The 22,927-nt window shown below is 57.8% G+C and carries 23 protein-coding genes; 14 read left to right on the forward strand and 9 right to left on the reverse strand.

The genetic code is table 11. From position 1 onward, the window contains the following. The first annotated feature begins 24 nt into the window (after positions 1-24). The 3 genes from NMD14_14865 to NMD14_14875 all read left to right on the forward strand — a co-directional run bounded on the left by NMD14_14865 (position 25) and on the right by NMD14_14875 (position 1,431). Positions 25-261, forward strand: a complete 237-nt coding sequence (locus tag NMD14_14865) for a DUF2789 domain-containing protein (GenBank protein XEI32029.1) — start codon at positions 25-27, stop codon at positions 259-261. 84 nt (positions 262-345) lie between these two features. Continuing rightward, the gene (locus NMD14_14870) at positions 346-642 is read left to right on the forward strand and encodes a hypothetical protein (protein ID XEI32030.1); all 297 of its coding nucleotides are present in this window, start codon (positions 346-348) and stop codon (positions 640-642) included. A 3-nt stretch (positions 643-645) separates the two neighbouring features. Continuing rightward, the gene (locus tag NMD14_14875; GenBank protein XEI32031.1) at positions 646-1,431 is read left to right on the forward strand and encodes a Zn-ribbon-containing protein; all 786 of its coding nucleotides are present in this window, start codon (positions 646-648) and stop codon (positions 1,429-1,431) included. Positions 1,432-1,525: 94 nt separating this feature from the next. Here NMD14_14875 and syd read toward each other — a convergent pair whose 3' ends face one another. Next, positions 1,526-2,074, reverse strand: coding sequence for a SecY-interacting protein (gene syd, locus NMD14_14880; GenBank protein XEI32032.1), 549 nt, complete (start codon positions 2,072-2,074; stop codon positions 1,526-1,528). A gap of 204 nt (positions 2,075-2,278) precedes the next feature. Between syd and queF the strand changes: the two genes are divergently transcribed. The 6 genes from queF to NMD14_14910 all read left to right on the forward strand — a co-directional run bounded on the left by queF (position 2,279) and on the right by NMD14_14910 (position 10,385). Then, positions 2,279-3,127, forward strand: a complete 849-nt coding sequence (gene queF, locus NMD14_14885; protein ID XEI32033.1) for an NADPH-dependent 7-cyano-7-deazaguanine reductase QueF — start codon at positions 2,279-2,281, stop codon at positions 3,125-3,127. A 210-nt stretch (positions 3,128-3,337) separates the two neighbouring features. Then, positions 3,338-5,617 carry a hypothetical protein gene (locus tag NMD14_14890; protein ID XEI32034.1) on the forward strand — a complete coding sequence of 760 codons (2,280 nt, stop codon included), beginning with the start codon at positions 3,338-3,340 and terminating at the stop codon, positions 5,615-5,617. 83 nt (positions 5,618-5,700) lie between these two features. Then, the gene (locus NMD14_14895; protein XEI32035.1) at positions 5,701-7,317 is read left to right on the forward strand and encodes a GGDEF domain-containing protein; all 1,617 of its coding nucleotides are present in this window, start codon (positions 5,701-5,703) and stop codon (positions 7,315-7,317) included. 147 nt (positions 7,318-7,464) lie between these two features. Continuing rightward, positions 7,465-8,820, forward strand: coding sequence for a nucleotide 5'-monophosphate nucleosidase PpnN (gene ppnN, locus NMD14_14900; protein XEI32036.1), 1,356 nt, complete (start codon positions 7,465-7,467; stop codon positions 8,818-8,820). A gap of 289 nt (positions 8,821-9,109) precedes the next feature. Next, positions 9,110-10,063, forward strand: coding sequence for an IS1595 family transposase (locus NMD14_14905; GenBank protein XEI32037.1), 954 nt, complete (start codon positions 9,110-9,112; stop codon positions 10,061-10,063). Positions 10,064-10,103: 40 nt separating this feature from the next. Continuing rightward, a complete protein-coding gene (locus NMD14_14910) occupies positions 10,104-10,385 on the forward strand; it encodes a helix-turn-helix domain-containing protein (protein ID XEI32038.1) in 282 nt (93 codons plus the stop codon). Here NMD14_14910 and NMD14_14915 read toward each other — a convergent pair. Further along, positions 10,378-11,555, reverse strand: a protein-coding gene (locus tag NMD14_14915; GenBank protein ID XEI32039.1) for an IS3 family transposase whose coding sequence is annotated in 2 segments (ribosomal slippage) — positions 10,378-11,297 and positions 11,297-11,555 — 1,179 coding nt in all. Because the reading frame shifts where the segments join, the coding sequence is not laid out codon by codon here. The genes NMD14_14910 and NMD14_14915 overlap by 8 nt on opposite strands. 61 nt (positions 11,556-11,616) lie before the next feature. Here NMD14_14915 and NMD14_14920 point away from each other — a divergent pair. From NMD14_14920 to NMD14_14935, 4 genes are all read left to right on the forward strand, one after another. Continuing rightward, positions 11,617-12,531 carry a transposase gene (locus tag NMD14_14920; GenBank protein ID XEI32040.1) on the forward strand — a complete coding sequence of 305 codons (915 nt, stop codon included), beginning with the start codon at positions 11,617-11,619 and terminating at the stop codon, positions 12,529-12,531. 123 nt (positions 12,532-12,654) lie between these two features. Continuing rightward, on the forward strand, positions 12,655-13,455 hold the full coding sequence (gene xni / locus NMD14_14925) for a flap endonuclease Xni (GenBank protein ID XEI32041.1): 801 nt from the start codon (positions 12,655-12,657) through the stop codon (positions 13,453-13,455). Between the two features lie 159 nt (positions 13,456-13,614). Continuing rightward, positions 13,615-14,622, forward strand: coding sequence for an isocitrate dehydrogenase (locus NMD14_14930; protein ID XEI32042.1), 1,008 nt, complete (start codon positions 13,615-13,617; stop codon positions 14,620-14,622). Between the two features lie 118 nt (positions 14,623-14,740). Continuing rightward, complete coding sequence (locus tag NMD14_14935) at positions 14,741-15,199, forward strand: hypothetical protein (GenBank protein ID XEI32043.1); 459 nt, start codon at positions 14,741-14,743, stop codon at positions 15,197-15,199. A gap of 80 nt (positions 15,200-15,279) precedes the next feature. On the opposite strand, the gene rlmM is transcribed toward NMD14_14935, so the two are convergent. From rlmM to dinB, 6 genes are all read right to left on the reverse strand, one after another. Beyond that, positions 15,280-16,374, reverse strand: a complete 1,095-nt coding sequence (gene rlmM / locus NMD14_14940; protein XEI32044.1) for a 23S rRNA (cytidine(2498)-2'-O)-methyltransferase RlmM — start codon at positions 16,372-16,374, stop codon at positions 15,280-15,282. Continuing rightward, on the reverse strand, positions 16,367-16,765 hold the full coding sequence (locus tag NMD14_14945) for a DUF423 domain-containing protein (GenBank protein XEI32045.1): 399 nt from the start codon (positions 16,763-16,765) through the stop codon (positions 16,367-16,369). The genes rlmM and NMD14_14945 overlap by 8 nt, the downstream gene beginning before the upstream one ends. Before the next feature lie 51 nt (positions 16,766-16,816). Continuing rightward, a complete protein-coding gene (locus NMD14_14950; protein ID XEI32046.1) occupies positions 16,817-17,446 on the reverse strand; it encodes an alpha/beta fold hydrolase in 630 nt (209 codons plus the stop codon). Then, positions 17,439-18,359, reverse strand: a complete 921-nt coding sequence (locus tag NMD14_14955; protein ID XEI32047.1) for a transcriptional regulator GcvA — start codon at positions 18,357-18,359, stop codon at positions 17,439-17,441. Before NMD14_14955 ends, NMD14_14950 begins: the two co-directional genes overlap by 8 nt. A 283-nt stretch (positions 18,360-18,642) precedes the next feature. Continuing rightward, complete coding sequence (locus tag NMD14_14960) at positions 18,643-20,784, reverse strand: methyl-accepting chemotaxis protein (GenBank protein ID XEI32048.1); 2,142 nt, start codon at positions 20,782-20,784, stop codon at positions 18,643-18,645. Positions 20,785-20,854: 70 nt separating this feature from the next. Next, positions 20,855-21,910: a DNA polymerase IV gene (dinB, locus tag NMD14_14965; GenBank protein ID XEI34777.1), complete on the reverse strand. Its 1,056-nt coding sequence runs from the start codon at positions 21,908-21,910 to the stop codon at positions 20,855-20,857. 131 nt (positions 21,911-22,041) lie between these two features. Here dinB and NMD14_14970 point away from each other — a divergent pair, with 131 nt between their 5' ends. After that, positions 22,042-22,248 (forward strand): hypothetical protein, encoded by a 207-nt coding sequence (locus NMD14_14970; GenBank protein XEI32049.1) that lies wholly within the window; start codon positions 22,042-22,044, stop codon positions 22,246-22,248. A 111-nt stretch (positions 22,249-22,359) separates the two neighbouring features. On the opposite strand, the gene NMD14_14975 is transcribed toward NMD14_14970, so the two are convergent. After that, on the reverse strand, positions 22,360-22,920 hold the full coding sequence (locus NMD14_14975) for a DJ-1/PfpI family protein (protein XEI32050.1): 561 nt from the start codon (positions 22,918-22,920) through the stop codon (positions 22,360-22,362). Between the last annotated feature and the right edge of the window lie 7 nt (positions 22,921-22,927).

A 22,927-nucleotide genomic window follows, 5' to 3' on the forward strand; every position in this document is an offset into this window, starting at 1 on the left:
GGATTAAACAAAGGGAGAGACGAGATGGCACTCCTTGTCCACGATCTGCCAGCCCTGTTTGCCCAACTCGGGATAGCCAACGACGAGCTGAGCCTGCACCGCTTTGTGCACGACCATCACCTCGACAACAAGACCCTGTTGCCGGAGGCCAGTTTCTGGAATGCCGCCCAGGCCAGCTTTCTGCGCGACGCCCTGTGGCACGACTCCGACTGGTGCGAAGCGATCGACCTGCTTGATGTGATGCTGCGCCAGCCCCGCTAAGCCGCCCGCCCCTTTCCTCCCCTGCCGGCTTTGGTTAAGATCCCGCCCCGATATCGAACTCTCCTTCTCACCCAGAGCATGCTTATGTCCGCCCACGAGATCATCCGAATTGCCAACGAGCTGGCCGCCAAGGGCCTGACGCCCACCACCGCCATGATCAAGGCCCGCCTCACCCAGCCCGTGCCGATGGCCGAGCTGCTGAAAGTGCTGAGCCAGTGGAAGCAGCAGCCCGTTGCGACCGCCGAGAGCGAGATCCTGCCCGAAGCAGCGCCCCAGCCAGCACCGGCGCTCACCCTGCAGCAACTCGCCGAACAGCTCGCGCGCATCGAACAGAAGGTGGATCGCCTGACCGACCTGCTCCTCCAGCAGGGGCAGCGCTGAACCATGTATATCGTCGAACTCTGCTTTGAGTGTTACCGCGATACCTCCCTAGGCGACGCCGAGCGGGCCATCGTCAACTACCTCGACATGCTGCGTTATCAGGGCCAGATCCTCGGGCGGGAGTTCCCCACCAGCATGCACGACGACTATTTCGTCAGTCGGGTAGTCTGCCCGGAGCAGGATAGCCTGCACCCGGACAACCAGAGCGATCAGGTCAAACTGGCCGAACAGCAGCTCAATCAGGCCGGGTTATTGGCGCCAAAGCTCCATCTTCAAGGGGCGGATCTGCTCTCCGACAGCACAGATCCTTGCGGCGAGCAGGGTGAACGGCCGAGCTGGATGCTGCTCTATACCAGCTTTTTGCACAGCTGCTCGCCGCTGCGCTGTGGCGACCACTTCGCCCCCATTCCGCTCTACCAACTGCCCGCCGTCGCCAACGGCGATCAGAAACAGATCATCAAGTGGCAAGAGGATTGGGAGGCATGTGATCAGTTGCAGATGAACGGCTCCATCGCCGAACATGCGGCGCTGCACGAAATCGGCGACGTGGGCAGCCGCCTCTACCGGCGCGGCAGCGATCTGGCCAAACGGCTGGAAGTGCTGAGCGGCATCCCCACCTACTACTACCTCTACCGGGTGGGCGGGCTGAGCGCCGCCGACGAGAAGGCGCGCCCCTGTCCCAGCTGTGGCGGTGAGTGGGCACTGGCCGAGCCGCTGCACGAGATCTTCGACTTCAAGTGCGACAGCTGCCGCCTGGTCTCCAACCTCTCCTGGGATTTCAAGGATTAAGCGCGCTCCCTGCACGCGACGCCATAACAAAAGAGCCTTGCCGCATGGCAAGGCTCTTTTCGTTCCGATGAGTCACGTTGGCTCAAACCAGCATCTATTGCGGCAATGTCTCGAGCCGTTCCAGAAACGCCGGCAAGGAGGGAGCCAGTGGCAGACGGCGGCCGGAGTCGAGCCACTCCAGCCACACCTGACCACTCTCGTTATCCAGCGAGATGAGCGTCATCTCGTGGCGGGTGGTGGCGATGAAAATAGATGGCGTGCGTTTGAGCTTGCGCAGCATCAGCAGGTGACCGATGAGGTTCTCCCTGAGCAGGTCGAGATCCGCCTCGTTCCACGGCAAGATCAGTTCAAGGCGCAGCCCCTTGAAGAGGCAGGGGATGGGGCGACTGAACCAGTGCCCGAACAGGGCGATGGCGCTGGGATGAATTGTCAGCTCAAGGGCATCGGCCATGGCCATAAAATCGGCGGGTTCGGGGCGATGGTGAGGACGCCAGGCCACCCGACCATCGGCGGGCTCACCAAGTTGGCACGGAGAACGCCAGTCCGCCTCCCACTCGCACAAGGGCAGGCCTCGTCTGGCCTCGCCATCCCGTTGCCAGCGGGCAAAAAAGTGCGCCAGGGCAGACAAAACTTGATCCGACATCGAAAATCCCCACAATTGCTGGCAAAGTCCGCTATTGCACCACCAAACCCGGTAACAGACAAGGTTGTCAGCCGACCTTGCGAACCAGGATACCGAATCCGTGATACAGAGAGGCCGGCGCCCAAGCCAAACGGCTGCAACCATCCGGCCCTGCAATGGCCCGTTTTATTCCACTCATCATGAGCACATTACGTGAGCAACCCTGTGAGCAAACAAGAGAGATACGCCGGGGCCAGCGCCCTGACCGGCCTGAGCCTGGGCCAGCAATCCGATTACATCAGCCAGTACACCCCCTCCCTGCTGCAGCCGGTTCCCCGCAGCCTGAACCGGGACGACCTCCAGCTCGGTGACGACCTCCCCTTTACCGGTTGCGATGTCTGGACCCTCTATGAGATCTCCTGGCTCAACGCCAAAGGCAAGCCAATGGTGGCGGTGGGTGAAGTGACCATTCCGGCCACCAGCGCGAACCTGATCGAATCCAAATCGTTCAAGCTCTATCTCAACTCGTTCAACCAGACCCGTTGCGACTCCATCGAGGCAGTCGCCGCCATGCTGACCAAGGATCTGAGCGCCTGTGCCGGCAAGACCGTCAAGGTGACCCTGTTCCCCCTCGACAAGGCGCCACATCAGATTGCCCTGCTGCCTGGCGAGTGCATCGACGAGCAGGATATCGAGGTAAACAATTACGAGTTTGATGCGTCCCTGCTGCATGGGGCAGCCGGTAGCGAACAGGTAGAAGAGACCCTGCACAGCCACCTGCTCAAATCCAACTGTCTGGTGACCAGCCAACCGGACTGGGGCTCCGTGGTGATCCGCTACAAGGGGCCGAAACTCGATCGGGAGAAGCTGCTGCGCTACCTCATTTCGTTTCGCCAGCACAACGAGTTCCACGAGCAGTGCATCGAGCGGATCTTTATCGACCTCAAGCACTATTGCCAACCCGAGCAGTTGACCGTCTATGCCCGCTATACCCGCCGCGGCGGCCTCGACATCAACCCGTTCCGCTCCGATTTCGAAGCGGTGCCCGCCAACCTGCGTCTGATCCGCCAATAAAGGCGAGTTGCAGTAGACAGGGCAGGACACTGCCCTGTACAAGTGGCTGAAAGGATTCGATTAACCCCTTTTTCCAGCAGAAATAAGAGTGCTGGATAATAAACTCCAGACGAAACCCACTTGCTGGCCACCTGCAAACCACAGTAAACGCTGGACTCGCAGGGGGGGGCTTGGATAACATGCCAACACCTCTGCGCCGTCCTTAATCCAATGAATCAACTGTTTTTTCTGGCCATGATGATGTCCTCCCTGTCAGCTCCGAATCTGGATCTGGACAAGGAGCAACTCTCTATCGATCTGCAACAAGCGCAATCGATGGTACTGACCGATCCTGCCAGATGTGTCCAGATCACCACCGCCTTTTTGACGCGCGCAGCCAATAATCCCCAGCAAATCATCAGCAATCACCAGGAATTCGGTTATCGCGAACCCATCCTGAGTTACGGCACGGTAGCCCAGAACATCGGCGCACATCTGCTCAAAGGAGAGTGTCTGCTGCAACTTGGCCAGTATCAGGCCACCCAGCAAGCGCTCGACAAGGCTATAGCTCTGGCAGACAAAGAGGGGCAGCCGGAACTCAAGGCCCACGGCCTCTATCTCAAGATCCGCAGTCAGGCCCTCAAAGCGGATAACCAGAACACCCTCCGCGCCCTGATGGATCAACTGGACAAACAGCTGGCCGCCCCCACTCTCAAGCAGAGCCAGTTGCAGATCTATGGCCGCCTGCAGCGCACCAGCTACGACATCGAGAACCAGCACTTCGATGATGCCAAGGCCCATCTGGCAGCCGCACGGATCTGGGCAGCCAAGATGCCCAATCCCCTCGCCAGTGCCTGGGTCAGCGCCATCAGCGGCGACCTTTATCGCGCGCTGCAGCAGCCACAGCTGGCGCTGGGGGAATATATCGATGCCCAGCAACAGGCCAAAAGCCTCAACGACCCGCTCTTCCTCGGCCTGCTGTCGAACCAGATCGTCAAACTCTACCAGCAGGAGCAGGAGCCCCAGAAAGCGTTGCAATATGCCAATGAGGCGGCCAACTACTTCCACACCATCGGCAACCCTGCCCTGCTGTGCGACTCCCTGATGGTGCTGGCGCGACTCAACCGCGAGCAGGGCGACCTCAATATGGCGCTGGTCTACTTCTTCAATGCGCTGGATTTGCTCGATGAGGGGAGCAACCGGCCGCAAGCCTCCCTGCTCAAATACGAGATTGGCAAAACCTACCTGCAAAGCGGTAATCTGTCGCTGGCCAGTAACTATCTCAATGCGGCCCGTCAGTCCCACGAGCTGAGCAATGCCAAAGAGCCGCTGATCGATACCCTGCTGCTGCTCGGCGAGCTCTATCTGAAGAAACAGGAAGCCGCCATCGCCATCCTGCAGTTGGAACGTGCCCGGGCGCTGGCCAATCAGCTCGGCGATGCGCGCCGTCAGTACGAGGTATTCCGCCTGCTTTCGCTCGCCTATGAGCAGAAGGGGTATCTGCGCCAAGCCCTCGACAGCTACAAGCTCTTCCACCGTCTGGGCGAAGAGGTGCGCCAGCAGGAGCTGGCCATGGAACAGGCGGCGATCCGCGACAACTATGTCCAGGTCGAACGGGTACAGCACATCAAGGAGCTGGAACAGCGTCTGAACAACAGCCAGCACCAGCAGGAGCGCTATCTCTGGTCGAGCATCACCACCAGCCTGTTGCTGGCGCTCTTTATCTACCTCTTTTTCACCCTTTGGCTCAAGCTGCGCACTGCCCGCCTGCAACTGAAGCGGGCCGGTGAAGCCTTGCTGATCGAACCGCGCTCGGGGCTGGCCAACTGGCAGCGGCTGATGAACCGCTGGCCACGTGAGATGGCCAAACGCCAGCTGAAATCGGATCGCTGGTATCTCAGTGAACAGCCCTCCAGCGAGTTCGATGACAAGCTGCACTACCTGCTGTTCCGGGTGCCCTTTTTGGTCAACACGCTGGAGCAGCACGGCTATCAGGCCAGCAGCGAGATCGAACAGGCATTCGGTGCCTATATGAACACCCTGACCCCGCAAGATGGCCGTATTTATGACTTGCGCGAAGGACACATGCTCTACGTGGTGCCACAGCGCCACGTCAACAACCTGCATCAACTGGCGGGAGACCTGCTGACCGCCATCGCGGCCTTCCCTTGCCAATACCCGCTGGATCGCTGTATCAGCCTAGGCATCGTCAGTCATCCGTTCCTGCCCAAGGCAGCCACGGCACTCGATCACCATGGTCTGTTTGACCTCTGCTATCTCGCCCTGGCGGGAGCCATTCAGCTCAGTGTAAAATATCAGCAAAACGCTTGGCTGGAGCTGGCCGCCATCGATTGCCAGCAGGCGGCATTTTTTAATGGGGATGTGTGGCAATGCGGCCTGATGGCAATTGACAAGGGGCTGGTAAAAGTCAATTCTTCTCATGAAAAGCAATGGGTTAATTGGCCCTGCCTGGCAAGGAAGCCGGCTGCTGATAACCACCAAAAAATGTAGATAACAGACGAGGCTCGAAACCCGGTTCGACCACTGTTGCTATCCGACACCAAAAACAAGAATGACAACAGGGCGACCTGATAATGAATGACATCGCTGCAGTAGCAGGACAATTGGCCAGGCTCAGGGAATCCCTTCAGCAGAAACAGCTGGAACTTGACGGCGTGCTGTCGTTTTCCGATGCAGAGCGTGCCCGCGGCATCCAGTTTATCAACAAGTTGATGCTCACCTGCCGTGGCTTCGACCGCGAGCTGGACAATCGCTTCGCCAAGCTCAAGCAGAAACTGGATAACAATCCCGCATTTACCTCGCTGGACGACGATCTGCTGGCCATTGAAAAGCTGCTGCAGCAGCACAGCAATGCGCTGGAAGAGTCGATCACCCTGACCCAGAACGCCATCGACCTTGGCTCCAAACAGCTGAAAACTATCAAGGGATTCCCGGAAGAGACCCGCAAGTACCTCAAGGAATTTCTGGCAAGTCCCGCCGGTTACGGCATTGCCGATCACCAGAAGAAGGTGATCAAGCTGCTGGAGTTCTACCAGCAGGCGATCAAGATCCAGCTGTTGCCAAGCCAGCCCCTGTTGGCGCCGTCAGGTGCAACTCAACAAGAAAGCGATACTGCCAGCAATGATGGCCAGCCCGATGTCGACCCGTTTGATCTCAAGGATCACGTTCGCATCGCCGATGAGCTGCAGCGGCTCATCACCGAACTCGATTTTGCCGGCGCCATCGGCGAGAGCCTGAGCGATATTCGCCGCCAACTGCTGATCGGGATCAACCCTGCCTTGCTGGCGGAAACCTGCCTGCAGGTGATCGAGCTCATCATCGAAGGCACTCGCGAGGAGCGCAAAGCCTCCCGCGCCTTCCTCAGTACCCTCAACGAGAGCCTGTCCGCAGTACATATCGGATTTACCGAATCCCTCGACGAGGGGCGCGCGCTGCAAAACGAAACCCGAGAGACCCGCGAGGCGCTGGCCAACGAGTTGCAGGCGATCGATCACTCCCTGGCCAGCCATAATTCCCTCGATGCGCTCAAGCGCGCCATTTCTGGCCATATGGGCGCCATCAATCTGCTGCTGCAGGAGCGTGACAACACAGCGGCGCGGGAGCGACACCTGCTCACCCACCTCTCCACCATGGAGTCCAAGCTGCGGTTGATGAAGGAGGAGACCGCCGAGTACAAGAAGCGGCTGACCATTCAAAAGCACAAGCTGTTCCTCGACAGCCTGACCCAGGTGCACAACCGGGCCGCCCTCGACGAACGGCTGGAGCAGGAGTTCAAACGTTGGCTTCGCTACAGCACACCGCTCTGCATGGCGATCATCGACATCGATCACTTCAAGAACATCAACGACAACTACGGCCATATGGCGGGTGACAAAGCGCTGAAAGTGGTCGCCAAGGCGCTGCAGGGCGCCCTGCGTGACACAGACTTCATCGCCCGTTTTGGTGGCGAAGAGTTCGTGGTGTTGCTGCCCAACATCAACCCGGACAAGTTCCAGAAGCCGCTGGAGACCCTGCGCCAGACCATCAAGAGCATCCCGTTCCGTTTTCGCGATGCCAAGGTGGAGATCACTATCTCCATTGGCGCAACCCTCTTCAAGGAGGGGGACAACCCCTCCGATGTGTTCGAGCGGGCGGACAAGGCACTCTACCACTCCAAGAACGCAGGCCGGGATCAAGTGACACTGGCCTGACAAGCGGTTTAAAAACAGCGAACACTCTTTTCCCTATTTCCCTCCCCCCTCTGTTACCACTACTATCGATCTCAGGGGATGCCACATGGCGTCCCCTTTTCTCCCCAGGGAAAAACACAATGATAACAAATGAGTAAAGGGGAACTTATGATTACGCACATCAATCCCGTTGGCAGCATGGATTTGCTGTCACAGCTTGAGGTGGATCGCCTCAAACAGACTGCCTCCAGCGATATCTATCAACTGTTTCGCAACTGCTCGCTGGCGGTGCTCAATTCCGGTAGCCATACCGACAGCTCCAAGGAGATCCTGGAACGCTTCAAATCGTTCGATATTCATGTGATCCGGCGCGAGCGCGGGGTCAAGCTGGAACTGTTCAATGCCCCCGAGCACGCCTTTGTTGATGGCGAGATCATTCGCGGCATTCAGGAGCACCTCTTCTCGGTGCTGCGCGACATACTGTATGTCTCCAACCAGCTCGAATCGAACCGGCTGGTCAATCTGACCAACTCCACCCATATCTCCAACGTGGTGTTCGCCATTCTGCGCAACGCCAAAGTGATCCTGCCCGGCGCCGATCCCAACCTGATCGTCTGCTGGGGGGGCCACTCCATCAACGAGATCGAGTACCAGTACACCCGCGCGGTGGGCAGCGAACTGGGCTTGCGCGAGCTGAACATCTGTACCGGTTGTGGCCCGGGCGCCATGGAGGGGCCGATGAAGGGCGCCGCCGTCGGCCATGCCAAACAGCGGGTACGAAACGGGCGCTACATCGGCCTCACCGAACCCTCCATCATCGCCGCCGAACCCCCCAATCCCATCGTCAACGAGCTGGTGATCCTGCCGGATATCGAGAAGCGACTGGAGGCCTTCGTGCGTCTGGGCCACGGCATCATCATCTTCCCGGGCGGAGTTGGCACCGCCGAAGAGCTGCTCTATCTGCTCGGCATCATGATGCACCCGGCGAATGAACGGCAACCGATGCCCATCATCCTGACCGGCCCGAAAGAGAGTGCAGACTACTTCCGCGCCATCGATGACTTCATCAAGGCAACCCTGGGCGAGTCTGCGACCCGGCTCTACCAGATCATTGTCGGCGATGCGCCGGAAGTGGCCCGGGTGATGAAAGAGGCAATGCCGAAAATCCGCGAATATCGCAAATCGGTCGGCGATGCCTACTCCTTCAACTGGTCCCTCAAGATTGAGCCAGAGTTCCAGCTCCCCTTCGAGCCGGATCACGCCAGCATGGCCAGTCTGGATCTGCACCGCAACCAGCCGCCGCAACTGCTGGCTGCCAACCTGCGTCGCGCCTTCTCCGGCATCGTAGCTGGCAACGTCAAGGAAGGGGGCATTCGCGCCATCGAGAAGAAGGGCCCCTTCAGGCTGCACGGTGACAAGGAGCTGATGCACCTGATGGACAAGCTGCTGGAAAGCTTCGTCAAGCAGCAGCGGATGAAGCTGCCGGGCAGCCAGTATGTGCCCTGCTACGAAATCGTCCGCTAGGGTACAGACAGCCACATCATCGACAGAGGGGCCCATCGGGGCCCCTCTTTATTAGCAGATGCCCCGTAAACCCTAGCCCAATCGGGCGGGGATATAAGGGGAGCTAATCTGATGCGTTTGCGAGCCCGCCTATGTCTTCAGTGTCTCGATAGTCGCGCCTGCCGCACGTCCGCAGCGGTTGTTGATTTCACTGGCATGCGCTATAACTGTGCTTATATGGCGCTGTTCCAGAGCCGTATTGGTGGCAAGCGTTATACTTATTTCAGGTTATTTGAGTAAGGAGCTTGCCATGGACAGCCAAGCGTTTTCCTCAATGCTGCGTTCTTTTGCCCAGCTCGACCCAATCCAACTAGAACGCGCCCAGGAACAACTTCGTCACCATCTGCAACGTGATCAACTCCATCAGGCATTGGCAAACCAGAGCGAGGCTGTCGCAGCATGCCCCTGTTGCAATTCCTCCCATGTCATTCATTGGGGACGTGCTCGTGGTCAGCAGCGGTTCCGTTGTAAGGCATGCGGCAAAACATTCAATCAATTGGATGGTTCTGCTTTGGCGGGGCTTCATCACAAGCACAAGTGGGCTGCCTATGCTGACTGCCTCAGTCGTGGGTTGTCGCTGCGAGCCGCTGCCAGAGAGTGCGCCATCAACCTGAAGACCGCATTTCGTTGGCGCCATCGCTTTCTGCGCTACGCACTGACCACTCGAGCCAAGCAATTGGCCGGGATCGTCGAGGCCGATGAGGTATTTGTAGCCGAATCATTTAAGGGACGACGTCATCTGGATCGTCCAGCAAGGCGCCGGGGCGCGAAGGGTAAAAAACGTGGGCATATACCCTTGGTCCCGCTCTTAATCGCGCTAGATCGATATGGTCGAGAAAGTGATGCTGTGTTGTTAGATAAAAGCTTGAGTCAAATCGAACCTTCCCTAAAACCACTCCTCACGGCGGGAACAATCCTGTGCACGGATGGCAATCTAAGTTACAGCACGATTGCACAGAACGCGCCGGGCGTGATCCATAAGCGGTTGATCGCCAGCGCTCATCATCGAGTAGAAGATGATGTTTTCCACATCCAGACCCTCAATAACTACGTGAGTCGTTGGCGGGAATGGATGGCCAAATTTCACGGAGTAGGGACAGACTACCTGGAAAACTACCTTGCTTGGTTTCGAGTGGTGAACCAGGAGCCGAATACATCCTGTTCATGGCTGCTTGGCGGAGTCACTCGGCTCACCTACACGTAAAGGGAACAGCGCCGCTTATATACAGCCTGTGTTTTTAATCATGAAAAGAGCCACAAAAGTACGTATTTACCCCACCGACGAACAAGCGGCATTCCTCAATGCTCAGTTCGGCGCGGTGCGGTTCGCGTACAACAAAGCCCTTCATATTCAGCGGCACATGTTCCAGCGCCACGGGGTTTCACTGAAACCCAAACGCGACTTGAAACCCCTGCTCGCTGTGGCAAAAAAATCGCGCAAATACAGCTGGCTGAAAGAGTACGATTCACAAGCCTTACAGCAGGCGGTGATCAACCTGGATAAGGCATTTGTAGTGGTCAAGTAAAACTGGCCACGGTTTTATAAGCAGCCCAATACTGCCGCTCAGATTCATTTGGTGTCAAACCACCGTTGTAGTGATGGGGGCGAATGCTACTGTAATAGCCCATCAAATACTCACTGATGCTCTCCCTGGCATCGACCACATTTTTGTAACCATGCTCAGGAACCCATTCACTTTTCAAACTACGAAATAGCCGCTCCATCGGCGCGTTATCCCAGCAATTACCACGTCGACTCATGCTCGGTTTTATCCGATACCGCCATAACAGTTGTTGATATCGACGACTGCTGTAATGGCTGCCCTGATCAGAGTGGAACATCACCCCCTGTGGTTGCCCTCGTTGCTCATAGGCCATGGTCAGAGCCTTCATCGTCAACTCACTATCAGGCGCGAGCGAGAACGCCCATCCAATCGGTTTTCTGGCAAACAAATCCATTACTACCGCCAGATAGCCCCAGCGTTGGCCAGTCCAGATGTACGTCACATCGCCGCACCACACCTGATTGGGGGCCGTCACAGCAAACTGCCGCTCCAGTAAATTAGGGATAGTAACGTGCTCTCGTTGTGCCTTACGGTACTTGTGCTGTGGTTGCTGTCGACTCACTAATCCCAATACTTTCATTAGCTTACTTGCTCGATAACGACTGAGAGGCAATCCCCTCTCAGTCACGATCCCCGCTATCGTGCGTGCGCCAGCAGACTCATTGCTGAGTTCATGCGCACGGCGTATTTCGCTGCGCAGTTCGACAAGCTGGGGAGAAATGGTCGTTACCCTGCCAGCCCAATATTTATAACTGCTGCGGTGGATCCCGAACACCTCGCAAACACGGGCAACTGCATGGCTCTGCTTGAGTTTCTCGACTAGCGAGAACTGTTCAGGGAGTCGGACATCAAGAGAGCAGTAGCCTTTTTTAGGATGGTATTTTCCTCTTCCAAGCGACGTAAGCGCTTTTCGAGCTCACGGATCCGAAGTTGTTCTGGGGTCAGAGGTGTCGCCTTGGGAGAGTTCCCAGCTCGCTCGGAACGTAATTGACGCACCCATAGTTCCATGGCTGATTTGCTAACGCCCATCGCTTCGCAGGCCGCGCGAATGGCGTATCCCTGGTCTAGGACGAGCTGTGCGCACTCAAGTTTGAACTGAGGAGTAAAAGTACGTCGTTTTGATTGCGTCATCATGTCACCTGTCAGTGTATGAGGTGAGAGTATCACCTCTAATCAGGTGGCCAAATTCACTATGCCACTACAATTCGCCAATTTTTTCAACCCCAAGCTCAAGGCCAGGATGCCCACCTTCAAGAGCAAGCGAGGCAGGCAATCGAGCTACCACCCCAATGGCAAAGTGCTGACCGATGCCATCCTGTTACCGAAGATGACGCCCATCCGAGCTGTCATTCACCGAGATATTATCGGCGTGGTCTCCAGCATCACGGTCAGCCGTGGCCCGACAGGGAAATACTATGCCTCCATCCTTTGCGATGATGGCCGTGAGGCTCCCGCCAAGCCCTCCCTCATCACAGCGGTGACAGGCTATGATATGGGGCTGTCCCACTACCTCATTGCGTCGAGTGGCAAAAAGATGGCCAACCCGCGCCATCTTATCAACGCCAGTCACAATCTGCGGCGAAAGCAAAAAGCACTGTCTCGCAAGACAAAAGGCAGTGCCAATCGTAGTAAGGCCAAATTACAGCTGGCCGCCCTGCACGAGCGGGTAGCCCATGCTCGCGCTGATTTTCAGCACAAACTCTCTCGCACGATAGTTGACGATAACCAAGCGATCATCGTGGAGACGCTTAAAACAACCAATATGATGAAAAACCACAAGCTGGCCCGCGCCATTGGCGATGCTGGCTGGCATGGTTTTATCATGAGGCTGGAGTACAAAGCCCAAGCGGTGGGCTGCCACCTAATCAAACTCGATCAGTGGTTTGCCAGCTCTAAACCATGTAGCGAGTGCGGCCACAAGATGCCGGAGATGCCACTTCACCAACGACAGTGGGTATGTCCAGCGTGTGGGGCAGAGCATGACCGCGACATCAACGCGGCCATGAACATTCGACAGCAAGGAATATTGGAATTAAAAGCGGCGGGGCTCGCCGTTTCTGCCCATGGAGGCCAGCGTAAATCCGTCAATCTGACGGTAGCGGCCTAAGAAGTGGGAAGCCTCGCCGCTTGCGGCGGGGTGCAGTCACCTCTATGCCTCTCCGAATAGCATCAATCCCCATCAGGCGAGCGGTTTGTTACAATGGAGCGTCCCGATCGCCAAGAGTGCCCCATGTCAACTATCCGGCCACACCTGCTTATCATCGATGCCCTCAACCTCATTCGCCGTCTGCACGCGGTCCAGGCCCAGCAGGCGCTGACCCCTGCCCAGGCGCTGGTCGCCACCCGTGCCAACCTCATCAATACCTGCCGCAAGCTGCTGACCCATAGCGAGCCGACCCATGTCATCGCGGTCTTTGACGGCGAGGTGCATAGCTGGCGCAAAGAGGTCTATCCAGCCTACAAGGAGGGGCGCACCCCCATGCCCCCCGAGCTGCGGGAAGGGCTGGCGACCCTGCAGGATGCCTTCTGGGAGTGTGGGGTCGATGCCCTGCTCTCCGAGACCGATGAGGCGGATGATCTTATCGCCACGTTAGCCAGTGGGATTGCCCAGCACGGGGCAAGGGCCACCATCATCTCCACCGACAAGGGATTCTGCCAGCTCATCTGCCCGCAGATCCGGGTGCGCGACTACTTCAACAAACGCTGGCTGGATGCCGCCTTCGTCCAGCAGCAATATGGGGTCACCCCCGCTCAGCTGGTCGACTTCTGGGCCCTGACCGGTATCGGCGGTTCCAATATCAAGGGAGTACCCGGTATTGGCCCCAAAACAGCCACCCAACTGTTGCAGCAGTATGGCAATCTGGCCGCCATGCTCGAGGCCTGCCAGCAAGAGGATGCCGCCAAACCGTTGCTCAAGCTGCGCCAGCATCAGGATGAGGCGCTGCTGGCCCAGCGACTGGTACGCTTGCAGCGGGATATTGTGCTGGGATTCAACCTGCGGGACATCCGCTACCCGCCCCAGCCGGAATAGATGGCCGAACAAAAATGCAGGCAAGGGCGTGAACCATGACGAGACTCACCCTCGCTGTTGATGAAAGTAAGTAGAATGTAACGGAATGTGGTTGGTTTGCTGAGTAAATGCTATAAAGCAGCCCCATCCTCCCCTATACCCTGGAAGTGGAATCCTCTCATGTCCAAAAGAAAAATTACCGTGATCCCCGGCGACGGCATCGGCCCCAGCATCATTGAATCAGCCATCCAGATCCTGACCCATGCGGGTTGCGACTTTGAGTACGAATATGCTGATGCGGGTCTGGTTGCCCTCGAAAAGCATGGCGAGCTGCTGCCCCAGGCTACCCTGGATCTGATTGAGAAGAACAAGGTGAGTCTGAAAGGGCCATTGACCACGCCGGTCGGCGGCGGTTTTACCTCCATCAACGTATCCCTGCGTAAGAAGTTCAACCTTTACGCCAACGTGCGTCCGGTCATCTCCTTCAAGGGCACCCGAAGCCGTTACGACAACATCGACATCATCACGGTGCGTGAAAACACCGAAGGGATGTACTCGGGTGCCGGTCAGAAGCGCAGCGATGACAACAACAGCGCCGAAGCAATGAGCATCATCACCCGCGAAGGGGCCGAGCGCATCGTCAAGTTCGCCTTCGAGCTGGCCCGTCAGGAGGGCCGCAAGAAGGTCACCATCATCCACAAGGCGAACATCCTCAAGTCGACCTCCGGCCTGTTCCTCGAAGTGGCCCGTGAAATCGCCAGCCACTACCCGGATATCCAGAGCGAAGAGATGATCGTCGATGCCGCCTGCATGAATCTGGTGATGTATCCGGAGCGTTTCGATGTCATGGTCACTACCAACCTGTTCGGCGACATTCTCTCGGATCTCTGCGCCGGTCTGGTCGGCGGGCTGGGCATGGCACCGGGTGCCAACATCGGCGATGGCGCCGCCATTTTCGAAGCGGTACATGGCTCTGCGCCAGACATCGCAGGCAAGAACATTGCCAACCCGACCTCGGTGATCCTCGCCGCCATCCAGATGCTGGAGTACCTCGGCATGCAGGATCAAGCAGAGCGGATCCGCGAAGCAGTACGAGCGACCATCGAATCCGGTGATCGGGTCACTCGCGATCTGGGCGGCAGTGCATCCACCAGCGAATTCACCCAGGCCATCATCGATCGACTGTGAGTTAATTCATTGCTTTTAAAAGGGAGCTTCGGCTCCTTTTTTTTATGTTTACGATTACGTTGCCACTCCCGAAACAACAACTATGTTCAATAGATAAGAAGAACAGGGAGTGTTTTTCATGAAGGGATACGGGTGCTATCTGGTTTCGGGTCTGCTGCTGGTGTGTGGCACTGCAAGTGCCTTCGAACAGAGCCAATCAACCCAAACCGCCAAACTGCCGCAGCAGGAAAAGCAGACTGCCACCGAGGTATGGCGCTCAAGCCTGGATACCAACGACCTGCTGAAAGCGCCCAAGCCCTTGTCTTTCGGCATAGAGGTGACCACCGACAATTTTGGCAACCAGAAGGTCACCTCCTATCAGCAACTCAATTTGACCCCGGAAAAAAGCGTCAGCCTCTCGTTTGATCGCTACAAACCCAGAGTAAAGTTCAAGGCAGGCAGCATGAATACCGCCATCAAGCTCAGAGGAGACGGGGTCAAGATGCAGTTCAATCCGGTCGATAAAACCATCCCGCTGCAGATCGAGATCAAGGTGACCGACGACGAGTCATCCCTGCGCGTCGATTACCGTTTCTGATTCTCCAAGCCCCGGATAGCAAAAGGCCGACAGGTTTCCCTGTCGGCCTTGGTATTTATCGTACGGGCTGAACGCCTACATCACGCCTTGGGTTCGAGTTTGGAGACCCAGTACTTGTTGTAAACATGCACGGTGATCTCTTCCCGATCGTGATAGAGCTGCTTGGCCTGGATCACGAACGCGTTGTCGATCTCCTTGAGCATCTCGCGCAGCACTTCGATATTGTGTACCGATTCGGCATATCGCTTCTTCATCGGCAGCTTGAGGTTGAACATCGCCTCCTGACAGTCGCCCTCACGGAACCAGTCCGCAATCATGTGAACGACCCGCGCCGGTTTATCGACCATGTCGCACACCAGCCAGTAGGTGTTCTTCTTGCTCGGACGCCAGACGAAACCGTCATCCCGGATATGCTTGACCTGACCGGTATCCATCAGGGATTGGGCCATCATGCCGTTGTCGACCGCCGTCACCATCATGCCACGACGCACCAGCTGATAGGTCCAACCGCCCGGGCAAGCGCCCAGATCCACCGCCTTCATGCCGGAGCAGAGACGCACATCCCACTCTTCCCGCGGCACGAACACGTAAAACGCCTCTTCCAGCTTGAGGCTGGAGCGGCTCGGTGCATCGGCCGGGAAGCGCAGGCGCGGGATCCCCATGTGGAATCCGGAGTTGTTGAACGAGTAGGAGTAGCCCAGCAATACATGATCATTGGCCATGAAGAAGGCGTGGAACACCGGACGGTTCGGCGTCTCCTTCTTGGTCAGGATCTCATTGCTGCGAAGCGCCTGACGCAGCGGCACGGTGAACTTGCGGCAGAAGGCCGACAGCTCTTTCGCTTCGTTGGTATCCGCAGTCTCGACCCGCAGATCGCCGCAAATAGTGTAGTCACTCACGGCGTCGATGATGGGGGAGATCCTGTCGGCGACATCCAGCGCTTTCAGCTCATGGGTGACTACCAGCATCTGACGGATGAAGATGAGCTCGCGGAACGGCAGCTTGCGAGCCAGCAGGTCCGCCTGCTCCTCGTCATACAGTTCGAAGATCACATAACCGCTGTCGTCCTTGACCCGGGCGAAACCGTAGCACTGCATGTTACCGGCACGCTCGGTGATCTCTGCAGCCGCCTCTTTCTCAAAACCGGGGCGGCAATAAAGCAGCAGATTATTCATTTTTTCCTCCAAGACGACAGCCGGCCCAGATCAGGGCCGCCCATCCCAACATAAAACAGAGGCCACCGGCCGGGGTAATCAACCCCAGCCCCTTGCTGCCAAGCAGCACCATGGCGTAAATACTGCCGGAGAATCCGATGATCCCCAGCACAAAGGCGGTGCCAGCCAGGTGGATCACCTTGCTGCGCACACCACACCAACCCAGAACCAGCAGGGCCAATGCGTGAAAAAACTGATATTGCACGGCGGTATTGAACACCGCCAGACGCTCGGGCGTAATGCCGGTCGCTGCCAATCCATGGGCGCCATACGCTCCCAGCATGGTGGCCGTCAACCCGAAGAGACCGGCCAGTATCAGCCAGTGTCGATGAACATGTCGATGGATCTGCATCCTCACTCTCCCTCTCTCATCACGGCTGGCAATAAAGCCAACCCTCTCGTGCTATCCGTGCCGGGCCACAAAATGGCTGATGACCGCCGCCGCATGCTGCATATTCTCCTGCTCACTCACGCCACTGGCTTTACGCGGTTTGAAACCATGATCACCATCGGTCAACCAATGGACCGATACGGCGGGTGAGAAGGGGAAATCGGCCAGTTCGGCGCGACGACCGAAGGTATCGCGCTCCCCCTGTAACAGCAGGGTTGGCACCGCAATATGCTTGAGTACCTCGCCTCGCCAACTGTCGGGCTTGGCCGGAGGGTGGAAAGGATACCCGAGAATGAGCAATCCTGCAGCATTCATCTCACCCCCGCCTTCACGATACAGCTCTGCCGCCATCCGCCCGCCCATCGACTTGCCCGCCAGGAACAGTCTGGGATGAGCAAATGTCCGGATCATTTCACGCCAGTGTTCAAGCAATACCGGCTGCCGATCAGGCGGCCTGCGTATGCCATCCAAAGCCCGTTTGGCCATATAGGGAAAGTTGAAGCGCACCACTTCGATATCGGGGCCAGCCAGCAAGCGTGACAACTCGGCAAGAAAGGCGTGCTCCATCCCGGCGCCTGCGCCGTGAGCCAGCAAAATGCGAACGGGGGCATCAATTGCCCCCTCGCGGATCACCTCAGGCATCGGCAAGCCTTGCCCTGCGACGCGCCTCTTCCTGCTCCACCAGCTCCAGCATCCAGTCGCGGAAGGCAACGATCTTGCCCTGATCCGACTGTTGCTCCTGGCACACCAGATAGAAGGCATTTTTGCTCACCAGTACCTGCTCGAACGGGCAGATAAGGCGGCCGGCCTCAATCTCGGGTTGTGCCAGCACGCTGTGGCCGAGCGCCACCCCCTGGCCGTGGATCGCAGCCTGGATCACCATGGTGGAGTGGCTGAAGATGGGCCCCTGATTGACGTTGGGCGCATCGATGTCCAGCTGGCGGAACCAGGCCTTCCAGTCGCGGCGGGAGGTATCGTGCAGCAGGGTATGAAGGGTCAAATCCTGCGGCGTACGCAGTGGCTTGGGCCCGGTCAGCAGCAAGGGGGAACAGACCGGGATCAGGTATTCGGTATGCAGCTTGTCGCAACGTAGGCCCGGCCAGTTGCCGCGCCCGTAGTAGATAGCCACATCCACATCGTCGGTAAGCGACCCTTCGTCGAGATCAACCGCCTTGATCCGCACGTCGATATCGGGGTGGCGCTCGCTGAACTTGACCAACCGCGGCACCAGCCACTGGATGGCGAAACTCGGCTGCAAACTGACAGTCAACGCCCCCTTGGCACTGCGGGCCAGCAGCTTGTCGGTCGCCTCCGAGATGGAGGCAAAGATGTCCTTGATATCCAGGAAATAGCCCTGCCCTTCTTCTGTCAGCAATAAGGAGCGGTTTTTTCGGCGGAACAGCTTGATGCCAAGATACTCCTCCAGCGCCTTGATCTGGTGACTGATGGCAGCCTGAGTCACAAACAACTCTTCTGCTGCGCGGGTAAAGCTTAAGTGACGAGCCGCTGCTTCAAACGCCTTGAGGGCATTGAGCGGAGGTAAACGACGAGACATGACACCAGCCGACGATGAGTTTTTCTAATGGGGCGCATTATAATTTGTCGGTTGCGGGTCGACCAGTGAATAAACATAATTCGCCCAGCAATCAGTCGTCATATGGCTCACATTTTCTACTACATGTTGGTTTACATGGGTTTTTCGTGAGTCTTTCGACTGTGATTGTGGTGTTGTGTTGCTTCCTCTGCGGGAAGAGGGGCTCAAATCTCACCGGTTTGACCCAGTCTGTCATCTGAATGTGTTTGGCGCCTCCAGCTGGATGGCGCCTTTTTTGATCCCGCTATACCTTGAACTGCCCCACCAGTTGCTGCTGTTTGTCAGCCAGCGCAGCGAGCTCGCGGCCATTTTCGGCGGACGTTGCCGCTTCAGCCCGGATGGTGTGGCTCACATCGCGAATGTTGCTGACGTTGCGGTTGATCTCGTCTGCCACCCGGCTCTGCTCCTGTGCCGCCCGGGCAATCTGCTCGTTCATCTGATGGATGGTGGAGACCGACTGGATGATCTGCTCCAGCACCTGCACCGAGAGATCCACCTTGGTGAGCGTCTCGTCAGCCTGGTCATGGCCATCGCGGATCGCCTTGACCACGGCGCCGGTACCGGATTGCAGCTGGCTGATCAGGTTCTGGATCTCGACGATGGCATTCTGGGTGCGGCCTGCCAGATTGCGCACCTCATCGGCCACCACGGCAAAACCTCGCCCCTGTTCACCGGCTCGCGCCGCTTCGATGGCCGCATTGAGTGCCAACAGGTTGGTCTGCTCGGCAATCCCCTGGATCACGATGAGGATGTCATTGATGTTACCGCTGTTGGCCGAAAGCCGCTCCACCACCGGCTGGGCATCGTTGATGATGGTCATCAACTTGCGCATCGCCTCCTGGGTATCGGCCACCACATACTTGCCCTCTTGCGCCGCGGCGTCAGTGGTATTGGCAGCCTCCACCGCCGAACCAGCATTACCGGAGACTTGCAACGCCGTGGCGCTCAGCTCTTCAAATGCGGTCGCCACCAGATCGATCTCCTGATACTGGGCCTGCATGCCGCTGCTGGTACGCTCAGCCACCTGTGCGGCTCGCTCGGCACTGTTGCGCGTACCGGAGACGGTATCAATCACCTGACTGATGGTGGATTGCAACTTGTTGAGGAAGCTGTTGAACCACTTGGCCAGCTCGCCGATCTCGTCTTGCCGCTGGATCTCGATGCGCTGGGTCAAGTCCCCCTCGCCACTGGCGATATCCTTGAGGCGGGCAACCACGGCGCGGATGGGCGCCACAATCTGGCGCGCCATCAACCAGATAAAGCTCAGGGCCAATAGCGAGATCAACACCCCGATCGACAGCTGCGAGACCACGCTGCGATTGGCCTCACTGGCCAGTTCATCCTGCAGTTGCTGGGCCGAGGCCAGCACCACAGTGCGTGGCAATTCAATGTAGATACCCCATTTACGGTCGGTGCCACGCATGGATACCGGGACAAAGGTCTGCAACAGGGCGCCGTCGCTGCTCCAGCGAGTCAGCTCCTGGCCCTGAGCAAGCCACCCTTGCAGTTCACCAGCCAGCGCCTGATTGATTTGGGCAAGTTTCTCCCCCAGCGTCACGGCAAACTCGTCCGCGCCAGCCACAAGCCCATCGTGACTCACCAACAATATTTTTCCCTTACCTTCATAGAGCTCCTTGTCCATGGAGGAGACCAGATTCTGCAAGGTGGTCAGAGAGATATCGACACCCACCATCCCCAGCATGGTCTCCTGCTCCAGCAGCGGGACCGTCACCGAGGTCATCAGTATCTGCTTATCGCCCACATTATCGAAATAAGGCTCCAGCAGGCAGAGGGCCCGGGAACGAATGCTGCAGCGATACCATTCGTTTTCAACGCCACCGGCCGCGGTTGGGCTCTCGTCAGCCAGCACCTCCTCATTTTGCACCTCGGGCACCAGCTTGCCGTTGTCGTACGCCCAATAACTGGCGAAGCGCCCCTTGTCGTTGGAACCCAACGCCGTTGAGCCCTGATAATTGCTGTCCTCCCCATCCAGCTGGTCAGGCTCGAACACTGCATAGACACCGAGCAGGTTGGTCGATGAGGCCGCCGCATCTTGCAGTTGCTGATTGATCGCCCCGCGCAGCGCCTCCGAATGAACGAAGTTGTCGGCTGCATTCTTGCGCTGGAACAACACGCTCTCGGCCAGCAAGCTAGCCCGGAAATAGGCCTCATCGAGATAGCTGGTCACCTTGGCCGCCTGCTCCGAGCCCATCGCCTTCATCCAGTTCTCGGCCGACTGCTGCGCCTCGTGCATGGTGGCTTGCCGCACCTGCTGCTGCATGTTGTTCGCGTTGTAAATCGAAGAGGCAACCAAGGCCGCGGCTGTCACTAACAGGCAGCAACCGGCGATCAGGGTAATCCGACCCTGGACAGAAAGAGCGCTCATGCCAATATTCCTACGTCATACAGAGAGAGATGGATAGATTATCGACTTTATAAACAAAAACTTAACCATCTCACAGCAAATCCAGCGAGAGTTGATTAACTTCCCCCTCTTTTGGCAAACCCACCACCAATCCCAACAGGCGAACCGAACGTCCTTGTGCCCGTTGCAGCCCCTCTTTGAGCAGGGGAACAAACAAGGCGGGCAAATAGCCACCCTGACTGCGATAGACGGTGGTCTGGTGGAAGTCGGCAAACTTGAGCTTGATCCCCTGCCCCATCACCTGCTCGGCAGGACACGCCAGCTGAAATCGCCGCTCCAGCTCTGGCAGCAGTTGCTGTAATACCGCCAGGCAGGCGGCTTCGTCACAGAGATCACTTGCCAACGTGGTCTCCACCCCGATGGTTTTACGGATCCGGTGCGCCTGCACCGGTTGCTCGTCCAGTCCCCAGATCCGGGTCGTCAGCATCGCCCCCAGCTTGCCAAAATGACTGCACAGCTCATCCTCCGACAAGGCCCGCGCATCCTCGCAGGTGTAGAGCCCCTGCGCCTCCAGCCGCTCGGCGGTCTTGCGCCCCACCCCGGGCAGTTTGCCGAGGGGCAACTGGCAGACAAACTCCGCCACCTCGTCGGGACGAATGACAAACAGACCATCGGGCTTGCGCTGCTCCGAGGCGAGCTTGGCGAGAAACTTGTTGGGGGCCACACCGGCCGAGGCGGTCAATCCCAGTTCGGTGACGATGGCTTGCCGGATCTCTTGTGCCATCAGGGTGGCACTGCCACCACAACAGCGGCTGTGGGTTACATCGAGATAGGCTTCATCCAGCGACAGCGGTTCAACCTGATCGGTATAACGGAGGAAAATGGCCCTGAGCTGGCGGGAGATATCCTTGTACACCGCCATCCGTCCCGGGATCAGTACCAGCGGTGGGCAGAGTTTTTTCGCCAGTGCACTCGGCATGGCGGAGCGCACCCCGAACCGGCGCGCCACATAGTTGCAGGTCGAGATGACACCGCGCCGCTCGGAGGCCCCACCGATGGCAAGCGGTACCTCCCGCAACGCCGGATTGTCCCGCATCTCCACCGCGGCAAAAAAGCAGTCCATGTCGATATGGATGATCTTGCGCATACCACTGTATAAATAAACAGACATGGCACCATCTTACTCCAAGGATAACCGCAGCTCTATCTCTCTCGTTGCGGCTAAAGTGGTAGACTCCAAAGAGACCTTTACTACCACAATGACAAGGAGCGTTCGGGATGAAATATCTTTGGCTGGGACTCTGTTTGCTGCCGTTGACCGGCATCGGCAAGAACAACCCGACGGCAGAGTGCCGCTGGCTGTACGACCGGATTGAGATACTGGAGCAGGCCATCAAGAAAGGGGACACGCTCGGCACAGAGCAGGAGTTGTCACGCTGGCGTGAAGAGTTTCGCAAGAAGAAGTGCAAACTGTACGACTACTGAGCCGGACAAGATGGCGTGACCGACAACGCCTGATAGCAAACGGGCCCCGCTCAAGATGACCGGGGCCCGTTTTTCAACGCATGGCCAGCTTGATTCAGCAGCAGAGTGCGCTCAAGGCAGCACCATAGGGCCAGCGACAGTGGCTGCCACCTCATCCCCGCGCAGCACCCGAACCAGTTCGAGCGCAAACTCGATGGCACTGCCCGGCCCCTGACTAGTGATAAGGCGATGAGTCTCATCCCTGACGACCCGCTCATGTGACAGCTGCGATGTCGGTAGTCGGGACTGAAAGCCGGGATGACAGGTGACGATGGTACCCTCCAGCAGACCATGATGTTGCAACACCACCACCGGGGCGGCGCAGATGGCCGCACGCCAGCGACCAAGAGCAGCCTGCTCTTTGAGCAGATCGATGGCCAGCGGGGTATCGCGGATCACTTCACTGCCGGGCAAGCCGCCGGGCACCACGATGGCTTCAAAGTCCCGACGGGTCAGCTCGTCGATATGACAATCGGCCACCAGCTGTACCCCGCGCGACGCTTTCACCTGCCGGGATCCGGCTGGGCAGCAAGAAGCCAGCACCACCTCGATGCTGGCGCGCACCAGGGTATCGACAATGGCGACCGTCTCTATCTCTTCCGACCCGGGGGCCACCAGCACCAATACGCTCATTCCTGCC

This window comes from Aeromonas veronii (genome assembly GCA_041319085.1).
GTDB classification, from domain to species: domain Bacteria; phylum Pseudomonadota; class Gammaproteobacteria; order Enterobacterales; family Aeromonadaceae; genus Aeromonas; species Aeromonas veronii_F.

Bases quoted from the DNA above. Each gene is read 5' to 3' on its own strand.
- NMD14_14870 (XEI32030.1), top strand. From the start codon at position 346: ATGTCCGCCCACGAGATCATCCGAATTGCCAACGAGCTGGCCGCCAAG.
- NMD14_14865 (XEI32029.1), top strand. From the start codon at position 25: ATGGCACTCCTTGTCCACGATCTGCCAGCCCTGTTTGCCCAACTCGGG.
- NMD14_14950 (XEI32046.1), bottom strand. From the start codon at position 17,446: ATGCCTGAGGTGATCCGCGAGGGGGCAATTGATGCCCCCGTTCGCATT.
- NMD14_14905 (XEI32037.1), top strand. From the start codon at position 9,110: ATGGACAGCCAAGCGTTTTCCTCAATGCTGCGTTCTTTTGCCCAGCTC.
- NMD14_14930 (XEI32042.1), top strand. From the start codon at position 13,615: ATGTCCAAAAGAAAAATTACCGTGATCCCCGGCGACGGCATCGGCCCC.
- ppnN (XEI32036.1), top strand. From the start codon at position 7,465: ATGATTACGCACATCAATCCCGTTGGCAGCATGGATTTGCTGTCACAG.
- NMD14_14910 (XEI32038.1), top strand. From the start codon at position 10,104: ATGAAAAGAGCCACAAAAGTACGTATTTACCCCACCGACGAACAAGCG.
- NMD14_14975 (XEI32050.1), bottom strand. From the start codon at position 22,920: ATGAGCGTATTGGTGCTGGTGGCCCCCGGGTCGGAAGAGATAGAGACG.
- NMD14_14970 (XEI32049.1), top strand. From the start codon at position 22,042: ATGAAATATCTTTGGCTGGGACTCTGTTTGCTGCCGTTGACCGGCATC.
- NMD14_14960 (XEI32048.1), bottom strand. From the start codon at position 20,784: ATGAGCGCTCTTTCTGTCCAGGGTCGGATTACCCTGATCGCCGGTTGC.
- NMD14_14890 (XEI32034.1), top strand. From the start codon at position 3,338: ATGAATCAACTGTTTTTTCTGGCCATGATGATGTCCTCCCTGTCAGCT.
- rlmM (XEI32044.1), bottom strand. From the start codon at position 16,374: ATGAATAATCTGCTGCTTTATTGCCGCCCCGGTTTTGAGAAAGAGGCG.
- NMD14_14875 (XEI32031.1), top strand. From the start codon at position 646: ATGTATATCGTCGAACTCTGCTTTGAGTGTTACCGCGATACCTCCCTA.
- NMD14_14920 (XEI32040.1), top strand. From the start codon at position 11,617: ATGCCACTACAATTCGCCAATTTTTTCAACCCCAAGCTCAAGGCCAGG.
- NMD14_14935 (XEI32043.1), top strand. From the start codon at position 14,741: ATGAAGGGATACGGGTGCTATCTGGTTTCGGGTCTGCTGCTGGTGTGT.
- xni (XEI32041.1), top strand. From the start codon at position 12,655: ATGTCAACTATCCGGCCACACCTGCTTATCATCGATGCCCTCAACCTC.
- NMD14_14955 (XEI32047.1), bottom strand. From the start codon at position 18,359: ATGTCTCGTCGTTTACCTCCGCTCAATGCCCTCAAGGCGTTTGAAGCA.
- NMD14_14895 (XEI32035.1), top strand. From the start codon at position 5,701: ATGAATGACATCGCTGCAGTAGCAGGACAATTGGCCAGGCTCAGGGAA.
- syd (XEI32032.1), bottom strand. From the start codon at position 2,074: ATGTCGGATCAAGTTTTGTCTGCCCTGGCGCACTTTTTTGCCCGCTGG.
- dinB (XEI34777.1), bottom strand. From the start codon at position 21,910: ATGCGCAAGATCATCCATATCGACATGGACTGCTTTTTTGCCGCGGTG.
- NMD14_14945 (XEI32045.1), bottom strand. From the start codon at position 16,765: ATGCAGATCCATCGACATGTTCATCGACACTGGCTGATACTGGCCGGT.